General features: G+C 58.4%; 18 protein-coding genes and 1 pseudogene. 16 read left to right on the forward strand and 3 right to left on the reverse strand.

The window, feature by feature from the left end; all coding sequences use genetic code 11:
* Positions 1-15: 15 nt before the first annotated feature.
* The 3 genes and pseudogenes from tssM to vasI all read right to left on the reverse strand — a co-directional run bounded on the left by tssM (position 16) and on the right by vasI (position 5,709).
* Positions 16-3,624, reverse strand: a complete 3,609-nt coding sequence (tssM, locus tag R9B85_RS03605; RefSeq protein ID WP_423770843.1) for a type VI secretion system membrane subunit TssM — start codon at positions 3,622-3,624, stop codon at positions 16-18.
* Positions 3,621-5,089: pseudogene (gene tssA, locus R9B85_RS03610) on the reverse strand (type VI secretion system protein TssA). The gene tssM and the pseudogene tssA overlap by 4 nt, the downstream one beginning before the upstream one ends.
* Entirely contained in the window at positions 5,077-5,709 is a 633-nt protein-coding gene (vasI, locus tag R9B85_RS03615; protein ID WP_181457360.1) for a type VI secretion system-associated protein VasI, read from the reverse strand. The pseudogene tssA and the gene vasI overlap by 13 nt, the downstream one beginning before the upstream one ends.
* A 298-nt stretch (positions 5,710-6,007) precedes the next feature.
* Here vasI and tssB point away from each other — a divergent pair, with 298 nt between their 5' ends.
* The 16 genes from tssB to R9B85_RS03695 all read left to right on the forward strand — a co-directional run bounded on the left by tssB (position 6,008) and on the right by R9B85_RS03695 (position 23,369).
* Positions 6,008-6,511 (forward strand): type VI secretion system contractile sheath small subunit, encoded by a 504-nt coding sequence (gene tssB, locus R9B85_RS03620; RefSeq protein ID WP_112252900.1) that lies wholly within the window; start codon positions 6,008-6,010, stop codon positions 6,509-6,511.
* A gap of 17 nt (positions 6,512-6,528) precedes the next feature.
* Positions 6,529-8,019 carry a type VI secretion system contractile sheath large subunit gene (gene tssC, locus R9B85_RS03625; RefSeq protein WP_112252901.1) on the forward strand — a complete coding sequence of 497 codons (1,491 nt, stop codon included), beginning with the start codon at positions 6,529-6,531 and terminating at the stop codon, positions 8,017-8,019.
* Positions 8,016-8,426 (forward strand): type VI secretion system baseplate subunit TssE, encoded by a 411-nt coding sequence (tssE, locus tag R9B85_RS03630; protein ID WP_423770844.1) that lies wholly within the window; start codon positions 8,016-8,018, stop codon positions 8,424-8,426. Before tssC ends, tssE begins: the two co-directional genes overlap by 4 nt.
* 3 nt (positions 8,427-8,429) lie before the next feature.
* Positions 8,430-10,196: a type VI secretion system baseplate subunit TssF gene (tssF, locus tag R9B85_RS03635; RefSeq protein ID WP_112252903.1), complete on the forward strand. Its 1,767-nt coding sequence runs from the start codon at positions 8,430-8,432 to the stop codon at positions 10,194-10,196.
* The gene (gene tssG / locus R9B85_RS03640) at positions 10,160-11,176 is read left to right on the forward strand and encodes a type VI secretion system baseplate subunit TssG (protein ID WP_112252904.1); all 1,017 of its coding nucleotides are present in this window, start codon (positions 10,160-10,162) and stop codon (positions 11,174-11,176) included. Before tssF ends, tssG begins: the two co-directional genes overlap by 37 nt.
* A complete protein-coding gene (locus tag R9B85_RS03645) occupies positions 11,173-11,730 on the forward strand; it encodes an FHA domain-containing protein (protein ID WP_112252905.1) in 558 nt (185 codons plus the stop codon). The genes tssG and R9B85_RS03645 overlap by 4 nt, the downstream gene beginning before the upstream one ends.
* Entirely contained in the window at positions 11,727-12,521 is a 795-nt protein-coding gene (gene tssJ / locus R9B85_RS03650; protein ID WP_215520586.1) for a type VI secretion system lipoprotein TssJ, read from the forward strand. Before R9B85_RS03645 ends, tssJ begins: the two co-directional genes overlap by 4 nt.
* Before the next feature lie 52 nt (positions 12,522-12,573).
* Complete coding sequence (tssK, locus tag R9B85_RS03655) at positions 12,574-13,917, forward strand: type VI secretion system baseplate subunit TssK (RefSeq protein ID WP_215520585.1); 1,344 nt, start codon at positions 12,574-12,576, stop codon at positions 13,915-13,917.
* Positions 13,914-14,786, forward strand: coding sequence for a type IVB secretion system protein IcmH/DotU (gene icmH, locus R9B85_RS03660; RefSeq protein ID WP_243432251.1), 873 nt, complete (start codon positions 13,914-13,916; stop codon positions 14,784-14,786). Before tssK ends, icmH begins: the two co-directional genes overlap by 4 nt.
* Positions 14,787-14,919: 133 nt before the next feature.
* On the forward strand, positions 14,920-15,435 hold the full coding sequence (locus R9B85_RS03665; protein WP_207877776.1) for an Hcp family type VI secretion system effector: 516 nt from the start codon (positions 14,920-14,922) through the stop codon (positions 15,433-15,435).
* Positions 15,436-15,508: 73 nt separating this feature from the next.
* A complete protein-coding gene (locus R9B85_RS03670) occupies positions 15,509-17,575 on the forward strand; it encodes a type VI secretion system Vgr family protein (protein WP_423770845.1) in 2,067 nt (688 codons plus the stop codon).
* 14 nt (positions 17,576-17,589) lie between these two features.
* Entirely contained in the window at positions 17,590-18,951 is a 1,362-nt protein-coding gene (locus R9B85_RS03675; protein ID WP_423770846.1) for a DUF2169 family type VI secretion system accessory protein, read from the forward strand.
* 1 nt (position 18,952) lies between these two features.
* On the forward strand, positions 18,953-19,309 hold the full coding sequence (locus R9B85_RS03680) for a DUF4150 domain-containing protein (RefSeq protein ID WP_215520583.1): 357 nt from the start codon (positions 18,953-18,955) through the stop codon (positions 19,307-19,309).
* Positions 19,310-19,312: 3 nt separating this feature from the next.
* Complete coding sequence (locus tag R9B85_RS03685; protein ID WP_207877769.1) at positions 19,313-20,485, forward strand: hypothetical protein; 1,173 nt, start codon at positions 19,313-19,315, stop codon at positions 20,483-20,485.
* Between the two features lie 24 nt (positions 20,486-20,509).
* Positions 20,510-21,505, forward strand: a complete 996-nt coding sequence (locus tag R9B85_RS03690) for a WD40/YVTN/BNR-like repeat-containing protein (RefSeq protein ID WP_423770847.1) — start codon at positions 20,510-20,512, stop codon at positions 21,503-21,505.
* 100 nt (positions 21,506-21,605) lie between these two features.
* A complete protein-coding gene (locus tag R9B85_RS03695; RefSeq protein ID WP_423770848.1) occupies positions 21,606-23,369 on the forward strand; it encodes a type VI secretion system Vgr family protein in 1,764 nt (587 codons plus the stop codon).
* Positions 23,370-23,414 lie beyond the last annotated feature (45 nt).

Consider the following 23,414-nt stretch of genomic DNA (forward strand, 5'->3'; position numbering starts at 1 on the left):
TTCTCAAGCCAACCCTCACAAGCCGGCCTGCGTGGTCGGCCCCAGCTTTGGCGACTTCTGCAACAACCCTCGTGGCAACTGGAAACCTTTGAAAGGCTCTTGCGTGATAGGGTTGAAGGCTTTCTGGGCGTTAAGCCTGTAGCGCATCACGCCATCGCCGGTCCTGAAGCTCAGGTCCACGCTGGTCGCCGTGCGCCCATTGAGCGAGCCACGGCTGAGCAAGCGGAACATCGACCAGGGGCCACGGTACTCAAGGCTGCTGCTGTTTCCGTTCTGCCGGAGCAAGGTCAGGTTACTGCGCACCTGCTGCCCCAAGGTATTGGGCCAGACAATACCGGTGATCTGGCGCGGGCCATGGGTGTAGGGAATCAATTGACCGTCCAGGTCCAGCAAGCTTGTACGCTGGTTGGCACTCAGGCCCAAGGGCTCGATGCTGAACTGCACACTCAGGTTGCCGCGCTGATCAAAGAAGGTCTCGCGGATACGATCTGCCCGCTCCAGCTGTTCGAGCACATCACTGCGGATAAGTGACTGCCCCTGCTGGCCGGCCTGCAGGGCTTCGAGGTTATCCTTCAGGAACACCTTCAGGTATTGATCATGAAACTGCTGCAGCCGCCCCTTCGGCCCGAAGAAGGCTTCAAAGTCATCCAGCGAAGCGTCGGGAGCTTTCACCACGAAGGGGTAACGCCCTGCCAGGCGCTGCTGGAAGAAGCTGTACACCTCGGCGTCCCAGCGTCGCTCCAATTCGCGCAGGGCTTCGACATTCAGCACTTGTGCTGTTTGATCGGCGATCTTTCTGATCTGGTGGTTGATCGGTTCCGGTAAGCCGGTGGCCACCCGCTGCAGGGTGCCGATGGGGTCTTGCCCTGTCATCGAGAATCGCTGATGCACGGCCTGCAGTGCGGCCTTGCCTCGGTCGGGGCTGTCTTGCACCGCCTTGGCATAGTCGTGCACGGCCGCGATGGCACCGAGAGTCTCGTCGTAGTAGCTGGGTTTCTCACCGGTTGCCTGCAGCATGGCACTCAGCCCGGCAAATGCGCGCTGTATGGCCCAGGCCTGTTGTTGATCAGGCCTGCCACTTGTCGGTCGCAACGCTTCGACCTCCCCGGGTGCCTCAGCGACAACGGCTGATGAAAGCGAAGTGTTGTCCCTCACTGTGTCCAACAACCGATGCAGGGGTGCTGCTGGCCCGGTCAACTGCTGCAGGATCGCGACACCATGATCCAGGTCGCGGAAGTCGGCCACCGAGAAGGCGTTCAAGGCTCGACGCCAACTGTCAATGAAATCGGCGCTGTACAGGTTACGTAGGCGTTCGCCCAGCGCCTCCCGGTCGGCATCCGAGTAATCGAGCTGATCGCGCTCTCCAAGTGCCCACTGGTCGATCATCGCCATATCTGCAAACCGCTGGCTACGTGGCTCGAAATACTCTTTGAAACCCTTGGCGGTGAGCATTGGCGCTATCAGGACACCATCGCCCTGCCTGAGGCCGGGAGAGGACTGATACACCACATCGAACGCTGGCCCCACCTGATGGCGCAGGTCCAGGCCGGCATTCAACTGCTCGCCAGCCTGTTGTTTCAGGCTCGCGTAGACCCGCTCTGGCAGTGGTACCTTGCGCAGCACCTGCTGCACCTGTGCCAAACGCTGGCTGTACTGCGGAAGGTCGGTATCGGCATAGGTCAAGGCATACTTCAGGTGCCGCATGAGGTCGCGTTGCAATTGCCCCTGCCCGGGGAACTTATGTTGCCACTGGCGGGCCATCCAGTCTTCGACCCATTCGGGTCGGCGGCTCTGGCGGTCCTCCAGCATTCGATATACCCGAAGAGCGGCCATCTGCTGTTCGCTTCCCGGCGGCGCGGCGTCCATGGCATCGATCACACCACTGGCCAAGGCTGGCAGGAAGCGCCTGGAGAGCAAGCTCAGGTAGGCCTCGTCGACGCGGGGGCCAATGGCGCGCCCCTGATACAAGCCAAGGTCGGAAACACCCGGCCACGCGGCACGATAGTTGCCAAACACCGACACGGCATCGCGGATCTGGTCCAGCGGCTCCAGCAGGTTGCGCCCGGTGGGGTCCAGACGCTGGTCCACTTCGTGATGACTGTACTCTCTACTCTTGGCGAGCACATTGGCGGCCTTGGCGCCATTGATGTCGAAGTAGCGTTGCCAACTGGCGATGGCGACACTGAAGGCCAGCACGCCTACTGCAGAACCAACCCAAAGCAACCGACGTTTGCCGCGCGCTACCTTGATGTTGTCCCCGGCAAGGCCGGCCTCCTGGTAGATGACTCGCCGGAAGGCGTGCTGAATGAAGTAGACCAGCGCCTGCCCCTGCGCCTTGCCTTCACGCAGCGGAAACTCGGTCTTGTACGGCTGTGCCGCCTCACGCACGAATGCATTGAGCATGTCGCCCTGCTGCAAGACCGAAGACCAGTACACGCCACGTACCAAGGCAGGCGTGGTGAAGCGGTCACTTGCGAGGGTTTCTTTCAGGAAGGCCAGCAGTATCGGACGCAGCCCGATCAACTGGGCATGCAACGAGAACAAGCGAACACGCAATGGCGCACCGCTCAATACATCGAGCCGGTCCACTACCTGCTCAAACAATTGCCTTATCAACCGATCGTAATGATCGCCATATTCATCCAGCCAGGCATCGAATGTGCCGACCGCATCCAGTTTGAAGGTGAAGCCCAGCATGTTTTCCCGCATGGCGGCGGGAAGGCCAGCGTACAGCTGGTCGAAACCGTCCAGCAGATCGAATTTGGCCAGTACCACATACAGCGGCAGGCGCGAGCCCGACTGACTACTCACTTCATACAGCCGCGTGCGTAGCATATGTGCCAAGGCGACACGTTGCTCAGGCGTGCCATGCAATAGCGCAGGCAGGTCAACAACCAACAGCAAACCGTTGAGTGCTCTCTGGCTTCGGTTACGCACAAGCCAGCCCAGCATGTGTTCCCACAACCTGGCCGAGGTGGCCGGTGGTGCTTTCGACGAGTCCGACTCCTCGGCTGATGAATCTGCCAACGAGTCCTGACGGACGAATGCGCCCGGCGGGTCGATGATCACCGCATCGTTACTGACCCACCAGCCTATCGGATAAGCCAGCTCCTGCGCTTGCCTGCCTCGCGCTTGTGCCTTGTCGATACGGGTCAGGGAAAAACTCTGTTCGGTACGGTCGATGAAGCTGGTCTTGCCGGCCTGTTGGTCGCCCACCACCAGATACCACGGCAGTCGGTACAAGGCACGCCTGCCACCCGCATTGTCCAGATAGCGTGCCAGCCCTTGGTCCAAGGCTTTCTCTTGGGCCTGGACGAAAGGCAACACCTTGTCCAGTTCAGCGTCCACCGCCTGCTTGCGTTCGGCCTGCAAACGGCGAAAACGCCTGCGCAGTACCACAAGCCAGCAGAGAAGCGGTACCAATACAAGCATTAGGCTGGCCAAAACGCGATGCGCCACGCTAGCCAGCGGCTGCTGTTCGCGCCAGACCCATTGCGGGCCGAGCCACCAGATTGCAACCAGCATCAATGCGGCACCCAGCCCGAGCAGCAGCGGCATGGCCAGGCCGATGCGGGCCACCAGGGGCAAGCCCCAACGTTCAAGATGCTTCCACAGTTGATTCATCGTGACTCCCGTTCCTTGTTCCAATCAGCCCTTGATGGGCAGTGCACGCGTACTGCTGAAGGCGTTGAAACACCTCAGGCTCCCAGGCGCTGGCGGTGGTTTCCTGCATCGTTCGAGCAACGCCTGCGCACAAGTCCTGGGCCAACCAGGACACACCCCGAGCAGCCAGCAGATCAGCCGCGATCACAGTGGTATGGCAGCGCTCACGCAGGCTGCGGAAGTCCGCCTGCATGCCCTGCAGCCTGAGCAACACCGCTTCCACGCCGCTGGTTTCCAGTTGGCAGGCCAGCTCCTCTCGCAACGTGGCGAACTCCTGCGAGGCTGCATCCGAATCGGATTGCCCTTGTGCCCCCCTGAGCCACGCCAGACATTGGTCATCGACAAATACCTTGCCGTCGCTGAAGCACAACTGCTGCAGCGCGGGCATGCGCTGCACGAACCGCGCGGTCGCAGCGCGAATGGCCTCAGCCACCTCGCCCATCGCCAGCCGCGTGGCCGCGCTCGCTGCCAGAAAGCTGCCGCGAATCCAGTAGGGGCAAGCCGTGACGCTCTTTTCGATCCGCTGCAGCAGGGCCGCGTCGATTGCAGTAGCGGCAATGGCATCTTCATAGTCCCCGGCAATGTCCTGCGGCACCGCCATCAGCTCCGTGCGGTTGCCCTGCCTGGTTTGAGGCGGCGTCTGGATGTGCGCCCACAAGCCGAACCGACGCAACTGGTAGCCAGCAGGATCGTAAGGGTCCTGTTGATTGATCAGCTCGGCCATGGTCAGCATGGCCCTTCGTGACTCCCGCTCGTTGCCCAACGACACACGGGGCGTCGGCGTGGCGATGACCTCGGCCAGGGGCGCAGACTTGATGCCCTTTGCGGGGGGCTTGTCGGTGGTGGGCTCGGCAAGGCCGTTGGAAAGTTCCGTGTGCTTGCGTAGCAGGCGCTCCAGTTCGCCAAGGGCCGCTTCATCGAGCTGCGCTGCTTCCCGCTGCTGTTGCAGACGTTGCAGCGCGCACTGAGCCGCCGCGGCGTGCGCGGGGCTGAACGTGAAGCGGTCCAGGCGCGGCAACGCCACGAGCAAACGGTTGAGCATCAGGCCAACCAGCTTGCGCTTGCCGAGGAACCCTTTGGGGCCCGGTTTCGGGTATGCGCTTTCCCAATAGACTTCGACCATGCCGGCCAGCAGTGCGACGGCAAAACCCCAGCGCTCCCAGCATTGGCTGCGTAGCCAAGCGACACCCAGGTGGGCGACGATGCGCAGGTGCTTGCACTCCTGGCCCAGGTACTGGCGGGACGCTTCTTCGATATAGGCCCAGTCGATGGAAGGCTCCTGCAACCCACCCAGCTTGACCATTTCCTGGTCGATGGCCTGGTAGGTTTCGTTCTCCACATCGAACAGGCCGGCAGGGTTCTGCGCGTCGATGGGGGCAAGCAACCGGGCAATTTCCTGTGCGGTGACCTCTGCTACCAGCGACATGCCTTACGCGCCTCATCGATGAGTGGGTCCAGCCCCTGGGCGTCGAAAACCAGCCCATCAACGGCTGGGTTGTCGCTCTCGACCTGAATGCGATGGGCCCCGATCAGTGGCTTGATCTGCTCGATGCCCGGCAAGCCCCTGCCAGCGTCAAGCACCTGGCCGTTCTCCGTCACCTGCCAGGGAGTAGCGAGGGTGGAGCCACGCTCCCCCTGCAATCGCACCATCACCCGGCCGGCATCGATGGGGTGTGCGGTAACCAGTTGCAACCTGGAAATGTTCTGCACACAACTGATCACCAGGTAGGGGTACGGTGCGACCGTAGCGATTGCAGGCGCCGAGATCATCAGCCCGTCATCCCCTTTTTTGAGGCGAAACGTCAGCTCCTCCGGCGACCGCCCCGCCTCATGGGTCATCACACGACGCAGCGTGGGCGAATCCTGCTCCGGCGCGGACCATTGCAGTTTCGTCACATGCGCCGGGGTGCCAGCGGCCTGGTCGAAACAAGCCAGACGTTCGACGTTGGAGACTATCTGCGGGCAGTCCCTGGTCTGGCTTGCCAAACTTGGCGCCAGGGAGAGCAACATCGAAAGCCCAACGCCATATGCATAGCGGACAATCATTGGTTTCACTCACTCATCAAATATGGCAACAGCGCTACCCGACTGACCAGTCACGCTTTAACACTAATCATCAAATACAATTACTGGATAGTGGAGCATCGAAACGCAACAAAGGCTAGTACCGAAAAAACAATATTCACAACCAAATATTTCCTTACATTTTCACACTCGACGCACAATATTTTTTCGGTGCATGGTTTTTTACACGCACATAGCGAGACCCCAATTAAGTCTAAATTTAAACACAACTTGTAGGACGCTTCCTACATACATCAAAACTTCACGAAGGCTGACACCCATGAGTAAAAGCTCAGGCTCCGTTGCACCCAAAGAGCGCATAAACATCAAGTACGTACCAGCCACCGACGGCGAACAAGCCGAGGTAGAGCTGCCGCACAAGATGTTGGTACTAGGCGATTTCGGCCTGGATGATGCCCGCGCGCTGGAAGACCGTTCGATCATGCGAATCGACAAACACAGTTTCAACAACGTGTTGAACGACGCCGATGTCAGCCTCGCCATGTCCGTGCCATCCATGCTCAGCACCGCCACCGACGCAGAGCTGGCGGTCAACCTGCAGTTCAAGTCCATCAACGATTTCGGGCCAGACAGCATCGCCCGCCAGGTACCGGAGCTGAACAAGCTGCTGGAGCTTCGCGAGGCATTGGTCGCACTGAAAGGCCCACTGGGCAACGTGCCCACGTTCCGCAAGCAACTGCAGCAGCTGCTGACTAACGAACAGGCGCGCAAACAACTGGCAGAAGAACTTGACCTGGTGCTCGAGGCGCCAAAAGAAGACTGAGACAACGGAGCGTCCCCATGCCAAAGCAAAACAGCACGACCGTCGCGATTGAAACAACAACCGAAACACTGAGCAACGCCCCCCTGCTCGACCAGATCATGGCAGAAACCAAGTTGGTACCTACTCAAGAGGGCTATCAGGTCGCTCGCCAGGGTGTATCTGCTTTTATCGCCGAAATCCTTAAAAGCCATGACCCTGATCAACTCATCAACAAACATCGCGTCGACCAGATGATCGCTGAACTGGATCGGGTGCTCAGCAAGCAGATGGATGCCATCCTGCATCAACCCGAGTTCCAGCAACTTGAATCCGCGTGGCGCAGCCTCAAACTTTTGGTCGACCGAACCGACTTCCGCGAGAACATCAAGCTTGAAGTCTTGCATGTCAGCAAAGATGACTTGCTCGATGACTTCGAGAATGCCGCCGATATCACTTGCAGCGGCATCTACAAGCATGTTTACACCGCAGGTTATGGCCAATTTGGTGGTGAACCCGTTGCAGCGATGGTTGGCAACTACAGCTTCGGCCCCTCTTCTCCCGATATAAAACTGCTGAGTTACATGGCCTCGGTCGGTGCCATGGCACACGCACCTTTTCTCGCGGCGCCCTCTCCTGAGTTCTTCAATCTGAGCAGCTTTGAAGAGCTGCCCAACCTGAAGGAGGTCAAGGACATTTTCGCCGGCCCCCGGCATGCCAAGTGGCGTGCGTTCCGTGAAAGCGAGGATGCCCGTCATGCCGGGCTGACCGGGCCGCGTTTCATGCTCCGCTCTGCCTATCAACCGCAAGAAAACCCGGTCCAGAGCTTCACCTACGACGAGGACATCGCCGGGCGGCACGACAACTATCTGTGGGGCAACTCCGCCTTCCTGCTGGCCAGCTGCATCAATGACAGTTTTGCCCGCTACCGCTGGTGCCCGAACATCATCGGCCCGCAGTCGGGTGGTGCCGTCGAGGACCTGCCGGTGCACCTGTACGAGTCACTGGGCCAGTTGCAGGCCAAGATTCCGACCGAAGTACTGATCTCCGACCGCAAGGAGTTCGAGCTGGCCGAAGAGGGCTTCATCGCCCTGACCATGCGCAAGGACAGCGACAACGCCGCGTTCTTCTCGGCCAACTCGGTACAGAAACCGAAGAACTTCCCCAAGACCCCGGAAGGCCTGCAAGCGCAGACCAACTACAAGCTTGGCACCCAATTGCCCTACCTGTTCATCGTCAACCGGCTGGCCCACTACATCAAGGTGCTGCAGCGCGAGCAGATCGGTAGCTGGAAAGAGCGCAAGGACCTTGAGTCCGAGCTGAACAAATGGATCAAGCAGTACGTTGCCGACCAGGAAAACCCATCAGCCGATGTGCGCAGCCGTCGCCCGTTGCGTGCTGCAAGGGTCGAGGTGTCGGACGTTGCCGGTGATCCGGGCTGGTATCAGGTTTCGCTCGCCGTGCGCCCGCACTTCAAGTACATGGGGGCGAATTTCGAGATCTCCCTGGTCGGTCGTCTTGATACCCAATGAGTGGGTTTTTCGACCGTTTGGTGGCGGATCAACTCGCAAGCCGGGTGCCGTCCAGGCAAGAGAACGCTACCCAGAAGTTCGCCGCCATCAAGCGCCACCTGGAAACGCTGCTCAATGCTCGCCAAGGTTGCTCGCAAAGCAGCGCTGAGCTGGGCCTGAGTGACTTCAACGGGCACGACGCTAGCAGTGGCGACCTGCTGAAACAGGTGAGCGCGGACATTCGCCGCACCATTCAGCGCTTTGAGCCGCGTGTGCACGTGCGCGCGCTGAAGGCCGTCCCCGACTGCAATGCCCCGCTGGAACTGCATTTCAGGCTGGACTGCCACGTGCAGGTCAACAACCACACGGAGCAGCTGCAACTGGAGCTGCTGGTCAATGGCCATAACCGCCACACCCGAGTGAGGTGACCTATGTCACTCAAGGACCGATTCAGCGAAGAGTTGCGTTACCTCCATGAACTGGGGAACGACTTCGCCCAGGACAACCCACAACTTGCCCGCCTGCTCGGCAAGGGTGGCAGCGACCCGGATGTCGAACGCCTGATGGAAGCCTTTGCGTTCCTCACGGCCAAACTGCGGCTCAAGCTGGAGGACGACCTGCCCGAGCTGACGCACCCCATGCTGCAGTTGCTGTGGCCCAACTACCTGCGGCCCCTGCCGAGCGCCACGATCATCCAGTTCACACCGCGCAAGCAAGCGCTCAGCCAGTCGCAACGCATTGCCAAAGGCTCGCGGTTGTTCTCCAGCCCCGTGGATGGTGTGCCCTGCGAATTCCGCACCTGCACGGCGGTGGACATTCACCCGTTCGAGATCGAGTCGGTGAATGCTACCCAGACACTCGACAGTTCGGTGGTTCGCATCGACCTGCAAACCTTGGTCGAGCGGCCGCTGAATACCCTGGGCTGTGCCAGTCTCGACTTTCATCTGAGCGGTGACACCCAAACTGCTCGCACGCTGTACCTGTGGATCGCTCAGTACCTCAAACATGTCTGTGTGACAGTCAATGGTGAGGTACGCCGGCTGCCGGCCAGCAGCATCATGTTCCCAGGCTTCAGCCCGGACGAAGCGCTGCTGCCTTACCCACAGAACGTCTTTGACGGTTACCGGATCCTGCAGGAGTACTTCGTATTTCCCGAGCGTTTTCACTTCGTCAGCATCACCGGCCTGGAGAAAGTCTGGCCTGATCAAGCGACTCAGCGGGTCGGCCTCGAATTTCACTTCACCCGACAGTTACCTGATTCGCTGCGTGTCGGCAAAGCAGACTTCAGCCTGTTCTGCACCCCGGCAGTGAACCTGCTCAGCCACAGCGCCGAGCCCATCGACCTGTCCAGCCGGCCCGCCCAGGTCGAGCTTGTGCCCAGAGGCAAGGAGCGGCACGCCTATGAAATCTTCAGTGTCGACCGGGTCATCAGCACCCGCACCACGACTGACGGAAGTACCGGTGAACACCTGAGAACCTTCCGCCCCTTCGAGTCGTTCGCCCATGAGATCGAGCATGTGCAAGGGCGCACGGCGTTGTACTACCGCTACACACTCGAGGAATCCCTGCGCGGCGATGGCGTCACCCATCGCATCGCTTTCGTGCGCGCCGATGCCAACGCCTACATCGGCGAACTGGAAACAGCGTCCATCGACCTGACCTGCACCAACCGCGACCTGCCGCTGGCGTTGGGTATCGATGACATCAACGTGCTCACCGAGATCACGCCGCCCCTTGCCACCTACACCAACATCCGTGCACCCACCCGCCCGTACAGGCCGGTGCTGGACGGCCAGTTGCAGTGGGCCCTGATCTCCAACATGTCGCTCAACTACCTGTCGCTGCTCTCGGCCGAGCCACTGAAAGCGGTCATCCGCGCCTACGACTTCGCGGCCTTGCACGACATCCAGCAGACACGCACCACCCGCAAACGCCTCGATGGCATCCGTGATGTGCAAACAGAGCCGCTGGACTGGCTGATCAAGGGCCAGCCCATTCGTGGCTTGCGCACGCGGCTGAAGCTGGATCAAAGCGCATTCCTCTGCGAAGGCGACCTGTACCTGTTCGGTTGCGTGCTCGCGCGCTTCTTCGCCCTGTACGCCAGCATCAATTCCTTCCACCAACTGGAAGTGATCAACACCACCAACAACGAGCACTACACATGGCCAATCCAGACCGGCAAACAACCGCTGATCTAGCCGACAAGCTGTTCGCCGAGGCGCACCAGTACAACTTCTTCCAGTTGCTGGAACGCCTGCACGGCTTGCACGGGGATGACCTGGAACCACGCTGGCCAGATCAGGCCACCCGGCTGAGGGTGCGGCTTGCCAGCGACCCGCGGCTGAGTTTCCCGGTTTCCGACATATACAAGGTCGAACGCATGCCCGGGGAAGCTGACCGCTATCGCGTGTGCACCACCTTCATGGGCTTGCATGGCACCGACTCGCCATTGCCCACCTATTACCTGGAGCAGGTGGCATACGAGCATGCACAGGGCATCGGTGTGCGGCCGGCGTTCTTCGATTTCTTCAACCACTACCTGCTCAGCCTGCTGCATCGCATCTGGCGTAAATATCGCTACTACATCCGCTTTCAGCCGGGAGCTACCGATGGGTTCTCTCAGTACATCTTTGCCCTGCTCGGGTTGAATGACAGGCAGTTGCGCGGGGACACGGCACTGCCGTGGAGCCGGCTGCTCAGTTTCGCCGGCGTCATTGCCAGCCGCAGCCGTGCACCGGGCACGGTCGCCGGCATCATCGCCCACTGCTTCGACTTGAAGCAGGTACAGATCCGCGAGTTCGAAACCCGCTCGGTCCCCACTGCCGCCAAGCAACTGGTCAGCCTTGGCCGCAGCAACGGCGAACTGGGCAGCACTTTCATGGTGGGCAGCCGCACGCGAACACGCAGCAGCAAGTTCACCATCGTGATCAGCGAACTCGACCCAGCGCAATTGCGTGACCTGCTGCCCAGCGGCATCAACTTCGGCCGGTTACGGGCATTGATCGACTTCCTGCTGCGTGATGGCCTGGCCTATGACCTGGAGCTGCGCCTGAAGCAGAACGCACTGCCGCCCTTTTGCCTGCACCGTAGCCTGGGTGCCTACCTGGGCTGGACCAGCTTCGTCGATGACCGTCACGGCCAGAGCAGCCCTGTGGTGCGGTTCCGGGGGCGCTCATGAGCACTTTGACCTTGAGCATCACCAATCTGGATCAGTTGCAACACAACGTCACTGCCCGACATCAGTTCGATTGCACAGGCGGCACCATCGGCAGCGCAAAGGCCACCTGGCAGATCAACGATCGTCAGCAGACCGTTGCACCGATCCATTGCGAGATCCGCTGGATCGAGGGCAGCTTCTGCGTCATCGATCGCTGTCAGCGTACCTACCTGAACGACAGTCTCCACAGCCTGGGGTCGCTAACCGCAAGGCGGCTGCTCGAGGGTGACCAGTTGCGCATTGGCGCCTATCGGCTGCAGGCCCAGCTTGCGCAGGCCGATGCACGCTCACTGGAGGACCTGTTCAGCCCTGAACAGAGAACCCTCGATCACTGGTTGCTGGATGTTCCACCCAACACGTGCCAGGCCACTGCTGTCGCCCCCCAGACTGTCACGGACATCTGCTCGGCATTCGAACCGGGCATGGGCAACGACCCTTTGGAGGCACTGGACGCAGAGGCAGCGCCAGCGCAGCAGAGCCCACTGGAACGCCTGATTGCGGGAGACCGACCATGATGCGTCCAACATTCGTGGCCGGCCTGCTGACGGCGCTGATCGGGCTCTCCGGTTGCACGTTGCTGAGCAAGATTGGCCAGGTGGTGATGGACCCCTCATTGCCCGTCGGATCGCCCGGGGAACATCCTACCCAGGTCGCGTTCAGCATCAACGCCAGCCCAACGCTCAATGGCAACCCGAACAGCCTTGAGGTGGCGCCCGAGCCCGGGCCGGTTGTGGCGCCCAGCCCTTACGCGGTCAGCCTGAGTGCAGGCGACCCCTACATGCTGACCGAGAAAGTCGGGGCCCTGTTCGAGTACCTGCTGGAACAATTTCCGGCCATGTCGCCCGTCGATTCGCCAGTTGACGATGGCGAGAATCCGGCGCGCTCCCCCATGGAAGAAAGTACCCCGGGCAGCTACGGCGACCCGACCGTGGTGCTGACCTTGCCGCGCACCACCACCGTGGCCGCCGAGCCCGTCGCTACGCCCATGGCCGTGAAGATCCTGCAACTGCGCGACGACTCACTCTTGCGCAACAGTGTTTACGAACTGCTGGACAAGAACCCTGCCGAGGCGCTGCGCAGCACCTACATACGCGATGACGATTACCTGCTGCGCCCCGGCCAGTTCAAGTTCATCCCCTTTGCGCCCATCGAGCCCGAAACGCGCTTTGTCGCGGTGATCGCCGACTACCGGAACCAGGAAAACGCCACCTGGAGCCAGGTGCTGCGCATTCCGCCCCGCGGGCACCAGATCATCCTGTCGGTGTTGCTCAACGACACGCAGCTCCTGCTCCAGGAGGAAGACTGATGGCGCCTGTAACCCTGCCCTTCTCGATTACTCACGCTGACATGGAGCGCTCATGAGTTCACGTAACCCTGTCCTGTGGCCGGAAGGCCTGTTCGTCAAACCGCAGCATTTCCAACAGGCCACCCGTGCCGCCGAAGCGGCCCTGCATCAACGTCTTGGCAGCCTGAACGCAGCCTTCTATGGCTTCAGCGAATTGCAGTTGAACGACGAGTATCTGAGCCTGGGCAAGGTCGCCATCACCCGTGCACGGGGCATCATGCCGGACGGCACGGTGTTCGATATCCCGGCAGACCTGCCACCACCACCACCGCTGGAAATCGAAGACGACGGCGCGAAAGACAGCGAGATCTACCTGTGCCTGCCGCTGCGCACCGAAGGTGGCCGTGAAGTAAGCTGGCCCGATAACCCCGCCAACTTCCGTTACAGCGCCCAGGCCCTGGAAATCAAGGACACGCACAGCGCCGACGGTGACTTGGTGCAGGTTGACCTGGCGGTGCCCAACCTGCAGCTCAAACGCAAGGCCGACGACAGCAGCGCCTACACCCGCCTGGCGGTGACGCGCATTCTGGAACGGCGCCCCGATGGCAGCCTGCAACTGGATGAAGGCTTCTATCCCACCAGCGTTTCAGTGCGCGCCGTACCCGCGCTGCAACGGTATCTGGAAGAAATCACCAACTCCTTGCGCGAACGTGCGCGCAACCTCGCCGCCCGCATTGGCGCCTCAGGGCAGTCCGGCATCGCCGACATTCGCGACTTCAACCTGCTGCAGGCCATGAACCGTTGGTGGCCCTGCTTCCAGCATCTGGCAAGGCAAGGGCAGACCCACCCTGAACAGTTGTACCTGTGCATGAGCCAGGCCTGCGGCGAGTTCGTGACGTTTACCGACGAGAGCCGGCTGCCGCAGGAATACCCCGCCTATCACCATACCGCGCTGCGCACCTCCTTCAAGCCGCTGGAGGACACGCTGCGCCGGGCACTGAGCACGGTACTGCAACCCCGCGCCGTTTCGCTGCCATTGGAGACGCTGGAGTACGGCGTCATGACAACCGCACTGGAGGACCGCCGACTGATCGATGAGGCCACTTTCATCCTGGCCGTACGCGCCGATCTGCCACCTAAGGCGTTGCGCCAGATGTTCATCCAGAAAGCCAAGATCACTTCACTCGAAGCACTGGAGGACCTGGTGCCGCTGCAACTGCCCGGCATTCCTTTGAACGCCTTGCCCGTGGCGCCTCGCGACCTGCCCTTCCATGCAGGCTTCAGCTATTTCGAGCTGGACCGGCGTGACCCGGCGTGGGCGTGCATGAGAACGGCTAATGGCTTCGGGATTCATGTGGCTGGGGACTTCCCAGGGCTGGAGCTGCAGTTCTGGGCGATCAGGGGGGAACAGAAATGACAGGGGATTTCAACAATGAGGATGATGTCACCCAGAGCGTAGTGACGTCGATTCAGCACGCCAAGAAGAAGGCACAAGAAGGGCAAACACGCGCCCATGCTGAGGCCGAACAGAGTGAGAGCGAGGCCAACCCCGCAAAGGACGAATATCTAGGGTACGCAGCAGACCCAGACTTTCAGCTACGTGGCGGCTACGACAACCTGATGCTGGATGCCGCAGCACCGCTGTTCGGCCTGGTGATACGCCTGCGCACACTGGATGCGCTGCCCAACATCAAAGATGTGCATCAGCAGGTGCGCAACCAGATCGAAAATATTCGCGAGGAGATACGCCAGCACGGCTACGAGCCCGCTCAGTTGCTGGCGTACTCATACGGCCTTTGCCTTTTCATCGATGAAGCTGTCATGGACAGGCCTTGGGGTAAAACCAGTTGCTGGAGCCAGGAACCCCTGCTCAGCATCTTCCACGACGAAACCTGGGGTGGAGAGAAAGTCTTCACCGTACTGTCGCGCCTCATGCAGGAACCCAAACGTTACCAGGACGTATTGGAGTTCATGTACTTCGCGCTTTGCCTCGGTTTGAAGGGCAAGTACGCCATTGCGCCGAAGGGCGAAGAAACCCTCAACGCATTGATACACCACCTCCACGGGATTATCCGAGAACTGCGCGGCCCGACTCCGGAGACCGTCTGCGATCCGTACACCAATGTCGCCCCAAGCAACTTCCGCATGAACCGGCAATGGCCGTGGTGGAGTCCGTTGGTCATTTCCGCCCTCGCCATGGCGGTGGCGTACGGCATCTACAGCTACCGGCTGCACCTGATTACCACCGAGGTGTTGGAGTCGCTGAACGGCATTTTGCAGCAGTAGATCGGCAGAAACCGACGCAGCTGACTTCAACGAATTGACGAGGCGACTGCTTCGTTGACAAGCCCATCGTTCCCGATGGCCACGCCACTCCGAGTGCGCGTGATTTATCCACATGGACGCAGGAGAGACTGCCATGCCAACACCCGCTTACATCAAGATCACTGGTCAAAAACAGGGCAACATTACCGCTGGTGCATTCACCGCTGACTCCGTCGGCAATGTTTACCAGCAAGGCCATGAGGATGAAATCCTTGTCCAGGAAATCAATCATGAGGTCACTACACCCACTGATCCACAAAGTGGCCAACCCAGCGGCCAGCGCGTACACAAGCCGTTCAAGTTCACTAGTTCGCTCAACAAAGCCACACCACTGATGTATCAAGCGCTGGCCACCGGCGAAATGTTGCCGACTGTCGAGGTCAATTGGTACCGCACCTCGACGGAAGGCAAACAAGAGCACTTTTTCACCACCAAGCTCGAAGACGCCACCATCGTCAGCATCAATACCGTCCTGCCCCACGCTCAAGACAAGGAGAACGAAAACTACACCCAGCTGATCGAGGTAGCGCTCGCCTATCGGAAGATCACCTGGGCACACGATGTCGCAAACACCGAAGGGTCTGACGACTGGCGCGCACCAGCCGCCTGATATTCACGAATGCTCCGGGCGGGTTTACCTGCCCGGACTTTGTGTCACCTCAGACGGCGGACAAGGATTGCTTATGCCTAGCCAATCTGACTTGCGTTACAGCTTCCAGCCGCTGGTTGGCAACGCTGAATTAGAAGTGGTGTCGTTCGAACTCCGAGAGGGGATCAGCATGCCCTTCAAGTTGGAGCTGAAACTCATCAGCTTCGAAAACGATATCGACTTCGGCCACCTGCTCGACAAGCCCGTACTTTTTGCCATCTGGGACGGCGAACGCCCGGTGCGCTACGTGCACGGCCTTGTCAGCCGCTTCAGCCAGGCTGAAAGTGGCTTCCACCGCACCTACTATGACGCGCTGGTCGAGCCGCAACTGGCCCGTGCCGACCTGCGCTCGAACTGGCGCATCTTCCAGCAGAAGACCGTTCCACAAATTCGTGAACTGATGCTCAAGCGCCAGGGCATCACCCAGTACGAACTGCGCGCCAGCATGGACCATCAGGTCCGCGAGTTCTGCGTTCAGGCCGGTGAGACGGACCTGGCGTTCATCGCCCGCCTGGCTGCTGAAGAAGGCTTCGTCTACCGCTTTGCGCACAGTGAAAAGCTGCACAAGCTGATCATTACCGATCGGCTGCAATCATTCGGGCTGATCAGTCATGGGACCATCAAGGCCGAGGATGACGACGAGGGCTTCTTTGATGCCGACGAGCCTGTAGACCCTGACAGCGTGCTGTACCAAGCCACCGGCGGTGGCGATCAAGCCATACCGTGCCTTCGCCGCTTGCGCTACAGCGAACAGGTGCGCACTGCTCGCCAGGTTCAGCGCGACTACACCTTTACCAACCCGGCCTACCGCCAGGAACATAGAGCCGCCGGGCCCTTCCTGGAGCATCAGTCCAACGAGTACGAATACTTCGATTACCCAGGCCGCTATAAACGCGATGCCGTGGGCAAGCCGTTCACTGAAAACCGTATCACCGCGCTGCGCCACGATGTGCGTATTGCCGAGGTTGAGGGTGACGATGTTCGCCTGCAACCTGGCCTGAGTTTCACCCTCACTGGCCACCCACGTGACGACCTCAACGCGCATTGGCGGGTGAACACGGTTACCCACAGAGGTAAACAATTCACCAGCCTGCAGGAAGAAGCCGCCGGCGCCGATGTCAGCACGCACTACGAGCAGACCGCCGTGCTGATTCCAGGGCGAACCGAATGGCGCCCTGCCCCACTACCAAAACCACGCGTTGACGGCCCGCACATGGCAACCGTGGTCGGGCCGAAGGGCGAGGAGATTTATTGCGATGAGTGGGGCCGGGTGAAAGTCAGCTTCCCTTGGGATCGAGAGAGCCAGAACAACGAATTCAGCTCCTGCTGGGTGAGGGTTTCACAAGCCTGGGCGGGAGGCAGCTGGGGCGCGATGGCCATCCCGCGCATCGGCCAGGACGTGATCATCCAGTACGTCAATGGCGACCCCGACCAGCCGATGATCACTGGACGCACCTATTGCGGTGACCAGCTGCCGCCGTATGACCTGCCCGACCACAAGACCCGCATGACCATCAAGAGCCAGACCCACAAGGGCGATGGATTCAACGAGCTGCGCTTCGAGGATGAGCTGGGCCGGCAGGAGGTGTTCATTCACGCCGAGAAAGACCAGAACAACGTCGTCAAACACAACGAAACCACCTTCGTCGGCAATGACCGAAGCGAGCGAGTCGACCACAACGAAACGATCTCCATCGGCGACCACCGCACTGAAGACGTTGGCAAGAACGAAACCATCAGCATTGGCGCCAACCGCAGCGTGACCATCGGTGCTAACAAGACCGAAACCATCAAGCTGGCCAAGGCAGAAACCATCGGTTTGGCTAAGGTCCTGACCATCGGTGCGGGATACCAGGTGAGTGTGGGCGCGGCCATGAACACAACTGTTGGGCTCAGCCAGAGTGAGCAAGTGGCTATTCATAAGTCAGTGGTGATTGGCAACAGATTCAGCATAACCGCAGGCGACGAACTGAGCATCACGGTGGGCAAGGCCACTCTGGTGATGAAGTCCGACGGCACTGTGCTGATCAACGGCAGCAACTTTGACTTCAGTGCCACAGGGCCTGTGCAAATCAACGGCAAGGATGTCGATCTCAACTGAAGGGGTAGCCCAAGATGGAATTTCGCAACCTGACGCCATTTGACGTCATGTGCTTCAGTGCAATCGATAAACAGGATGTCGAACATCCTGTGATTGTGATGAAGGTTGGTTATCGGTTAGAGCCTATCGCCGAGAAGCCCGGGCACCTAAGTGCCCAAGTAATAGATGATGAGCCCGTAGCACTCTGCTTGGCTGATCAGTACTTCGGTGAGGAAGGGCGCAGCAGCGCAAAAGAGGAAAGCGACTTAGCCCCCTTCAAGCCTCGCTGCGATGTGATCATCAACGGGCACGCCCACGCCCCCAATGGCACTCCCACTCGCGATTGGGTAGCTGGCATTCGCCTGAGCGAACCGGCAGCGCCCTTGAAGGTCAAGGTCGAGCAGCCTAAGCCTTTGAAGGCAGGCGAACCACTTACGCAGCAGCAACTCTATGCCTGGCGTGATGCGCAAGCCGAAGCAAACCTACGCCGCGCGAACGCACCCACTCGCAATATTCTTTTGGATAAACGACTACGCTTCACAGGACCGCGAGTATTTAGGCAAGGCTTCTTGGGTGGTTGGCATCTGACCGAAGCCGAATTGGCCAAGAATGTACCATTACAATGGGAATACGCATTTGGCGGATCGAGTGTCTTTGGAAACCCGCACTACCCCGAGCACACGCCTGAGCCCTACCTACTCAATCAGGTCTGTTATAGCAACCCTCTGGGTCGAGGCTGGATTGAGCGTCGTCACTTTGAAGTGGCCAGCTCACTTGAGCTGCTCCTTGAGGAATTACCCGCCCCCCAGATTGAACCGACTGATAGGCCTATCCAAAGGCTGCTGAAAACCTCCCAGCCAGACGGGAATACCAATGCCATTCAAATGGCTGAAATTTCGAATGCCCTGGATCATCAGCCTGTTGGCTTCGGGGTCGTAGGACGAGCTTGGGCACCTCGCCTGGCTTTGGCCGGCACATACGACAGTGACTGGCAAGACAGACGCTGGCCAGGTCTGCCCGGCGACTTTGATTTCGGCTATTGGAACGGAGCGCCGGCAGATCAGCAGACCGCATTCTTGAGGCCGGACGTTCGTATTGAGCTGTTCAACCTCACCTCCCCCGATTGGAACCACAACGGGCAATCATGCATAGAGTTGCCAGGGCACCGCCCTTTTCTGCTTGCTCGGTTGCACAGCGGTGTAATGATTCCCCTACCGCTGATGACGGACACGCTCTTGATCGACACCGACTCAATGACGCTGTCGCTGACTCATCGAGTAAGCCTCCCCTCCCAAGACCCTATCCGTGTCTTGGAGGCCCGATTTGAAGCTGATCCAGTCGCTCCCCTCATTAAATGGGACTCGCCAACTTGCGCAACTGACAACAGGGGACGCTGAGATGGCGGAGAACATTCTTGCGCGAAAACAGGACAAGTGGCTAGTTGTCAGTATCGTTCCTGATGTTTGTAAGACGCCTATGGGAGGTGCTACTCCACCAGTACCCTACCCCGTCACGGCTGAACTTAAAGCAGCCACAGGTGTAGCAAAATCAGTACGTGTCAACGGTAAACCCATCGTCGTTTATGACAAAAGCTTGGTACCTCAAACTGAAGGCGATCAGGCGGGAGCAGCCAAAGGGGTTATCAGCGATACCGTTGGTGGAAGATGCTACCCCCAAGAGAAAAGCAGTACCGTCAGAGCCGAGGGAAAATTGGTCGTGCGCCATAACGATCTATTCTGGATGAATGGGGCATGAGTTGTGGACGAACCACTCAACATCGAGATAAGCAAATTTCAGAAATCCATCAGCGCCACTAAGAGCATCGCAACTTACCAACAGGGTGACCATGTCGTCGTACAGCTGTGGCAAGGAGAAACTCGGCTTTACAGTGACACTCTTACCTATGAGGAATATTTAACCTTCAAGGATAGTGCCCCTGAGTATGGACTACCGAATTATCCGCCACCCGAGATCTACAATGATAGAGAGACAGGTGGGACAACCGCCAGCGGTAACACGATAGGCCGTGTCGTCGGCGAAACCGCAAAAGCAGAAGTTCCAGCTACATCTGCCAACCCACCACAGGAGGCTGAAACAGAAAAGGAAAGTTGGTGGAAAAAAACCAGCCCGTGGGTACATGGCACACTGGACGGAGTTGGGTTCGTACCAGGCTTGGGCGCTATTCCTGACGGTATCAGCGCGTTCATTTATGTATTGGAAGGGGATATTGAAAACGCAGGCCTTGCTGCTTTTGCCGCGATCCCGGTTATCGGCGATGCAGCTAAAGGCGGGGTACTTGTAGGTAAAGCTGCTGGCAAAGTAAACAGATCTCTAAAAAACAGCCACGCCAAGACTCCAAAATCCTCACCTCCGACAGAACGGAAGCCGAATGGCCCGAAAAATAACGGGGGAAAGTCTAAAGGCGAGAAAAGAGATTGCCGACTTCGCAAATATGGCAACGGAAAGAATTGCCCACCTGGAAAAACAGGGCATCATATAGTAGCAGACCGCGCTTTTAGGCTACCCAACAAAAACAAAAACCCAGGACCACGAGTGCCTGGTGGGCTTTCACATGCAAACGGCTACACTATCTGTGTCGATGGAGGCACACCAACCAAGAAAGGTAGCAAAGCAAATGAGCATGGTCTGATCCACGCTATTTATGACCCAGCTGAGAGAGAATTAGGTAGCAGAGGCACACCTGAGGGAACGGCTACATTAGGTGAGCTTGAATTGATTGGCGTAATGGCAGCTTCGGCTATAACCGGGTGCAATCCTACAAAGATGCTTGCAGAGCTACACGCATACCACACCAGCATGGGTTTGAAACCCGGCGATCGGTACCGTGCTTACAACAAAACAAACCTTCTAAACCATGACGACATTACAAAGCTCGGCTCCAAAACCCAAAAAGGCTCAGGCGGCCTATAACTCATCAAAAAAGAAGAAAACAAAATGAACGGTACTAGCAAAATAACTTTTGGAAGCGCATGCGCAATCAATGACGACATGTTATATGTCGCATCTTTTGCGGACAAGCTTGAGAACACAGAGCACACACGAATGTTCGTTCTAAATCTTAACCTGCCTGAAAAATGGCATTACCATGACATTAATCACAAGACAGTAATCTCGATCGCATTAAGGCCTGCGCACACTGAAACCATAAGAGCTGGATGCTCGCTCACAACCAATGGTGAAATCGAAATATACAACTCCAACGGCATTGAGACCTTAGCAATCCCCAAGAAGAGCGAAGCAAAATTGACTTCACTAGCCATAGTTGACAACATATTTTTTGCTTGCGGCGGCGAAGGCCAAATTTACCAACTAGACCAAAGCAACTGCATAGAAACCGGTTACCAGATAGCACAAAAAGCAACATCAACCTTATCAAAGCTACTTGAAACCATTAACTCAGACACCCCACAAAAAATACAAGACCTTGCTCAGCTATCACGATCAATTATAACCTTTCAATGCATAGACGGGCTTTCCAAGGAAGACATTTACACCTGCGGAACAAACGGCACAATATATCACTGGAACGGTGCCTCATGGAACAAATGCAAAAGTGGCACTAGACAACACCTGCATAATATTCATTGCATCTCAACTGATGAAGTGCTGATCTGCGGTCACAACGGGACAATTGTAAGAGGCAATTACAAAGACGGCTTTAAACGGATACCCACCGAAAAAATAGACACGAATTTTTGGTGCATCAAACAATTTAATAAACAAATTTTCATTGGAACAACCACAGGCTTATTCTTACTGAATAACAAGAGCTTTGAGAACGCCATCCCTTCTAGCCTGCCAACCCCTCACGAATATAGCATAGAGAATTTAAGCTCAACCAAAAATACTCTCTGGGTAACAGCAACCAAATTCATTTTGCGCCTTCAAAATGGCCAGTGGGAACTGATAGAACACCCAGACAACCTATAATCTCTTGAAATCATACCAGAGACCCCAGCCTTGAACTATTCAATGACGAGCTTAGGCGTTTCATAACAGGCTAAGCGGAGAATTATATGGATGACCTGGCTTGGTCAGCCGATTCAGCCAAGCTGAGGGCGGCTTCTACCGCACCTACTATCACGCGTTGGTCGAGCCACAACTGGCGCGTGCCGGTCTGCGCTCGAACTGGCGCATCTTCCAGCAGAAAACCGTTCCGCAAATTATTGAGCTGATGCTCAAGCGCCAGGGCATCAACCAATACGAACTGCACGCCAGCATGGACCATCAGGTCCGCGAGTTCTGCGTTCAGGCCGGTGAGACGGACCTGGCGTTCATCACCCGCCTGGCTGCTGAAGAAGGCTTCGTCTACCGCTTCGCGCACAGTGAAAAGCTGCACAAGCTGATCATTACCGATCGGCTGCAATCATTCGGGCTGATCAGCCATGGGACCATCAAGGCCGAGGATGACAACGAGGGCTTCTTTGATGCCGACGAGTCTGTAGACCCTGACAGCGCGCTGTACCAAGCCACCGGCGGTGGCGATCAAGCCATGCCGTGCCTTCGCCGCTTGCGCTACAGCGAGCAGGTGCGCACCGCTCGCCAGGTTCAGCGCGACTACACCTTTACCAACCCAGCCTACCGCCAGGAACACAGAGCTGCCGGGCCCTTCCTGGAGCATCAGTCCAAAGAATACGAATTCTTCGATTACCCAGGCCGTTACAAACGCGATGCGGTCGGCAAGCCGTTCACTGAAAACCGCATCACTGCGCTGCGCCACGATGTGCGTATTGCCGAGGTTGAGGGTGACGATGTTCGCCTGCAACCGGGCCTGAGCTTCAACCTGTCAAGTCACCCACGTGACGACCTCAACGCGCATTGGCGGGTGAACACGGTTACCCACAAAGGCAAACAATTCACCAGCCTGCAGGAAGAAGCCGCCGGCGCAGATGTAAGCACGCACTACGAGCAGACTGCCGTGCTGGTCCCCGGCCGGACCGAATGGCGCCCCGCCCCACTATCAAAACCACGCGTTGATGGCCCGCACATGGCGACCGTGGTCGGCCCGAAGGGAGAAGAGATCTATTGCGATGAGTGGGGCCGGGTGAAGGTCAGCTTTCCCTGGGACCGGGAAAGCCAGAACAACGAGTTCAGCTCCTGCTGGGTGCGTGTGTCGCAAGGCTGGGCCGGTGGCAGTTGGGGTTCGATGGCGATCCCGCGCATCGGCCAGGACGTGATCATCCAGTACGTCAACGGCGACCCCGACCAGCCGATGATTACCGGGCGTACCTACTGTGGTGACCAGCTTCCGCCCTACGACCTGCCCGACCACAAGACCCGCATGACCATCAAAAGCCAGACCCACAAGGGGGATGGTTTCAATGAGTTGCGCTTTGAGGACGAACTGGGCAAGGAAGAGGTGTTCATCCATGCCCAGAAGGACCAGAACACCCAGGTCAACCACAACCAGTCTCTCACCGTCGGTGTTGATCGCACCCAGAGCATTGGCCAGGACGAGTCTGTTGCCATCGGCCGCAATCGCCTGCGCGTAGTGAAAGCCAACGACACCCTGAAAGTCGGCGGCGGCAAAAACGACCTCATCGCCGGCAACTACGAGATCGAAGCAGGCAACACCCTGCGCCTCAAGTGCGGCAAGACACTGATCGAGATGCAGGCCAACGGCACGCTCAATATCACCTGCGAGACCTTCAACCTCACCGGGCAACAGACCGGGCAGATCAACACGCCCGCAGCGAAGCTCGACCTCAACCCTGAGGGCGGAGCGGCAGGTGCCGCAGCGGATGGACGCGATAGCAGTGCACTGAAAGCCGATGTGGATGGGCATTTCAAGTAGCTGCTTGCACTTGCCCGTACGTAAAGACCTCCTGAAAGGACTCCC

It is taken from the genome of Pseudomonas sp. NLJ1 (genome assembly GCF_049486705.1).
In the GTDB taxonomy this organism is placed as follows: Bacteria; Pseudomonadota; Gammaproteobacteria; order Pseudomonadales; family Pseudomonadaceae; genus Aquipseudomonas; species Aquipseudomonas inefficax.

Coding starts and splice junctions, on each gene's coding strand:
- tssM (WP_423770843.1), bottom strand. CDS start 3,624: ATGAATCAACTGTGGAAGCATCTTGAACGTTGGGGCTTGCCCCTGGTG.
- vasI (WP_181457360.1), bottom strand. CDS start 5,709: ATGATTGTCCGCTATGCATATGGCGTTGGGCTTTCGATGTTGCTCTCC.
- tssB (WP_112252900.1), top strand. CDS start 6,008: ATGAGTAAAAGCTCAGGCTCCGTTGCACCCAAAGAGCGCATAAACATC.
- tssC (WP_112252901.1), top strand. CDS start 6,529: ATGCCAAAGCAAAACAGCACGACCGTCGCGATTGAAACAACAACCGAA.
- tssE (WP_423770844.1), top strand. CDS start 8,016: ATGAGTGGGTTTTTCGACCGTTTGGTGGCGGATCAACTCGCAAGCCGG.
- tssF (WP_112252903.1), top strand. CDS start 8,430: ATGTCACTCAAGGACCGATTCAGCGAAGAGTTGCGTTACCTCCATGAA.
- tssG (WP_112252904.1), top strand. CDS start 10,160: ATGGCCAATCCAGACCGGCAAACAACCGCTGATCTAGCCGACAAGCTG.
- R9B85_RS03645 (WP_112252905.1), top strand. CDS start 11,173: ATGAGCACTTTGACCTTGAGCATCACCAATCTGGATCAGTTGCAACAC.
- tssJ (WP_215520586.1), top strand. CDS start 11,727: ATGATGCGTCCAACATTCGTGGCCGGCCTGCTGACGGCGCTGATCGGG.
- tssK (WP_215520585.1), top strand. CDS start 12,574: ATGAGTTCACGTAACCCTGTCCTGTGGCCGGAAGGCCTGTTCGTCAAA.
- icmH (WP_243432251.1), top strand. CDS start 13,914: ATGACAGGGGATTTCAACAATGAGGATGATGTCACCCAGAGCGTAGTG.
- R9B85_RS03665 (WP_207877776.1), top strand. CDS start 14,920: ATGCCAACACCCGCTTACATCAAGATCACTGGTCAAAAACAGGGCAAC.
- R9B85_RS03670 (WP_423770845.1), top strand. CDS start 15,509: ATGCCTAGCCAATCTGACTTGCGTTACAGCTTCCAGCCGCTGGTTGGC.
- R9B85_RS03675 (WP_423770846.1), top strand. CDS start 17,590: ATGGAATTTCGCAACCTGACGCCATTTGACGTCATGTGCTTCAGTGCA.
- R9B85_RS03680 (WP_215520583.1), top strand. CDS start 18,953: ATGGCGGAGAACATTCTTGCGCGAAAACAGGACAAGTGGCTAGTTGTC.
- R9B85_RS03690 (WP_423770847.1), top strand. CDS start 20,510: ATGAACGGTACTAGCAAAATAACTTTTGGAAGCGCATGCGCAATCAAT.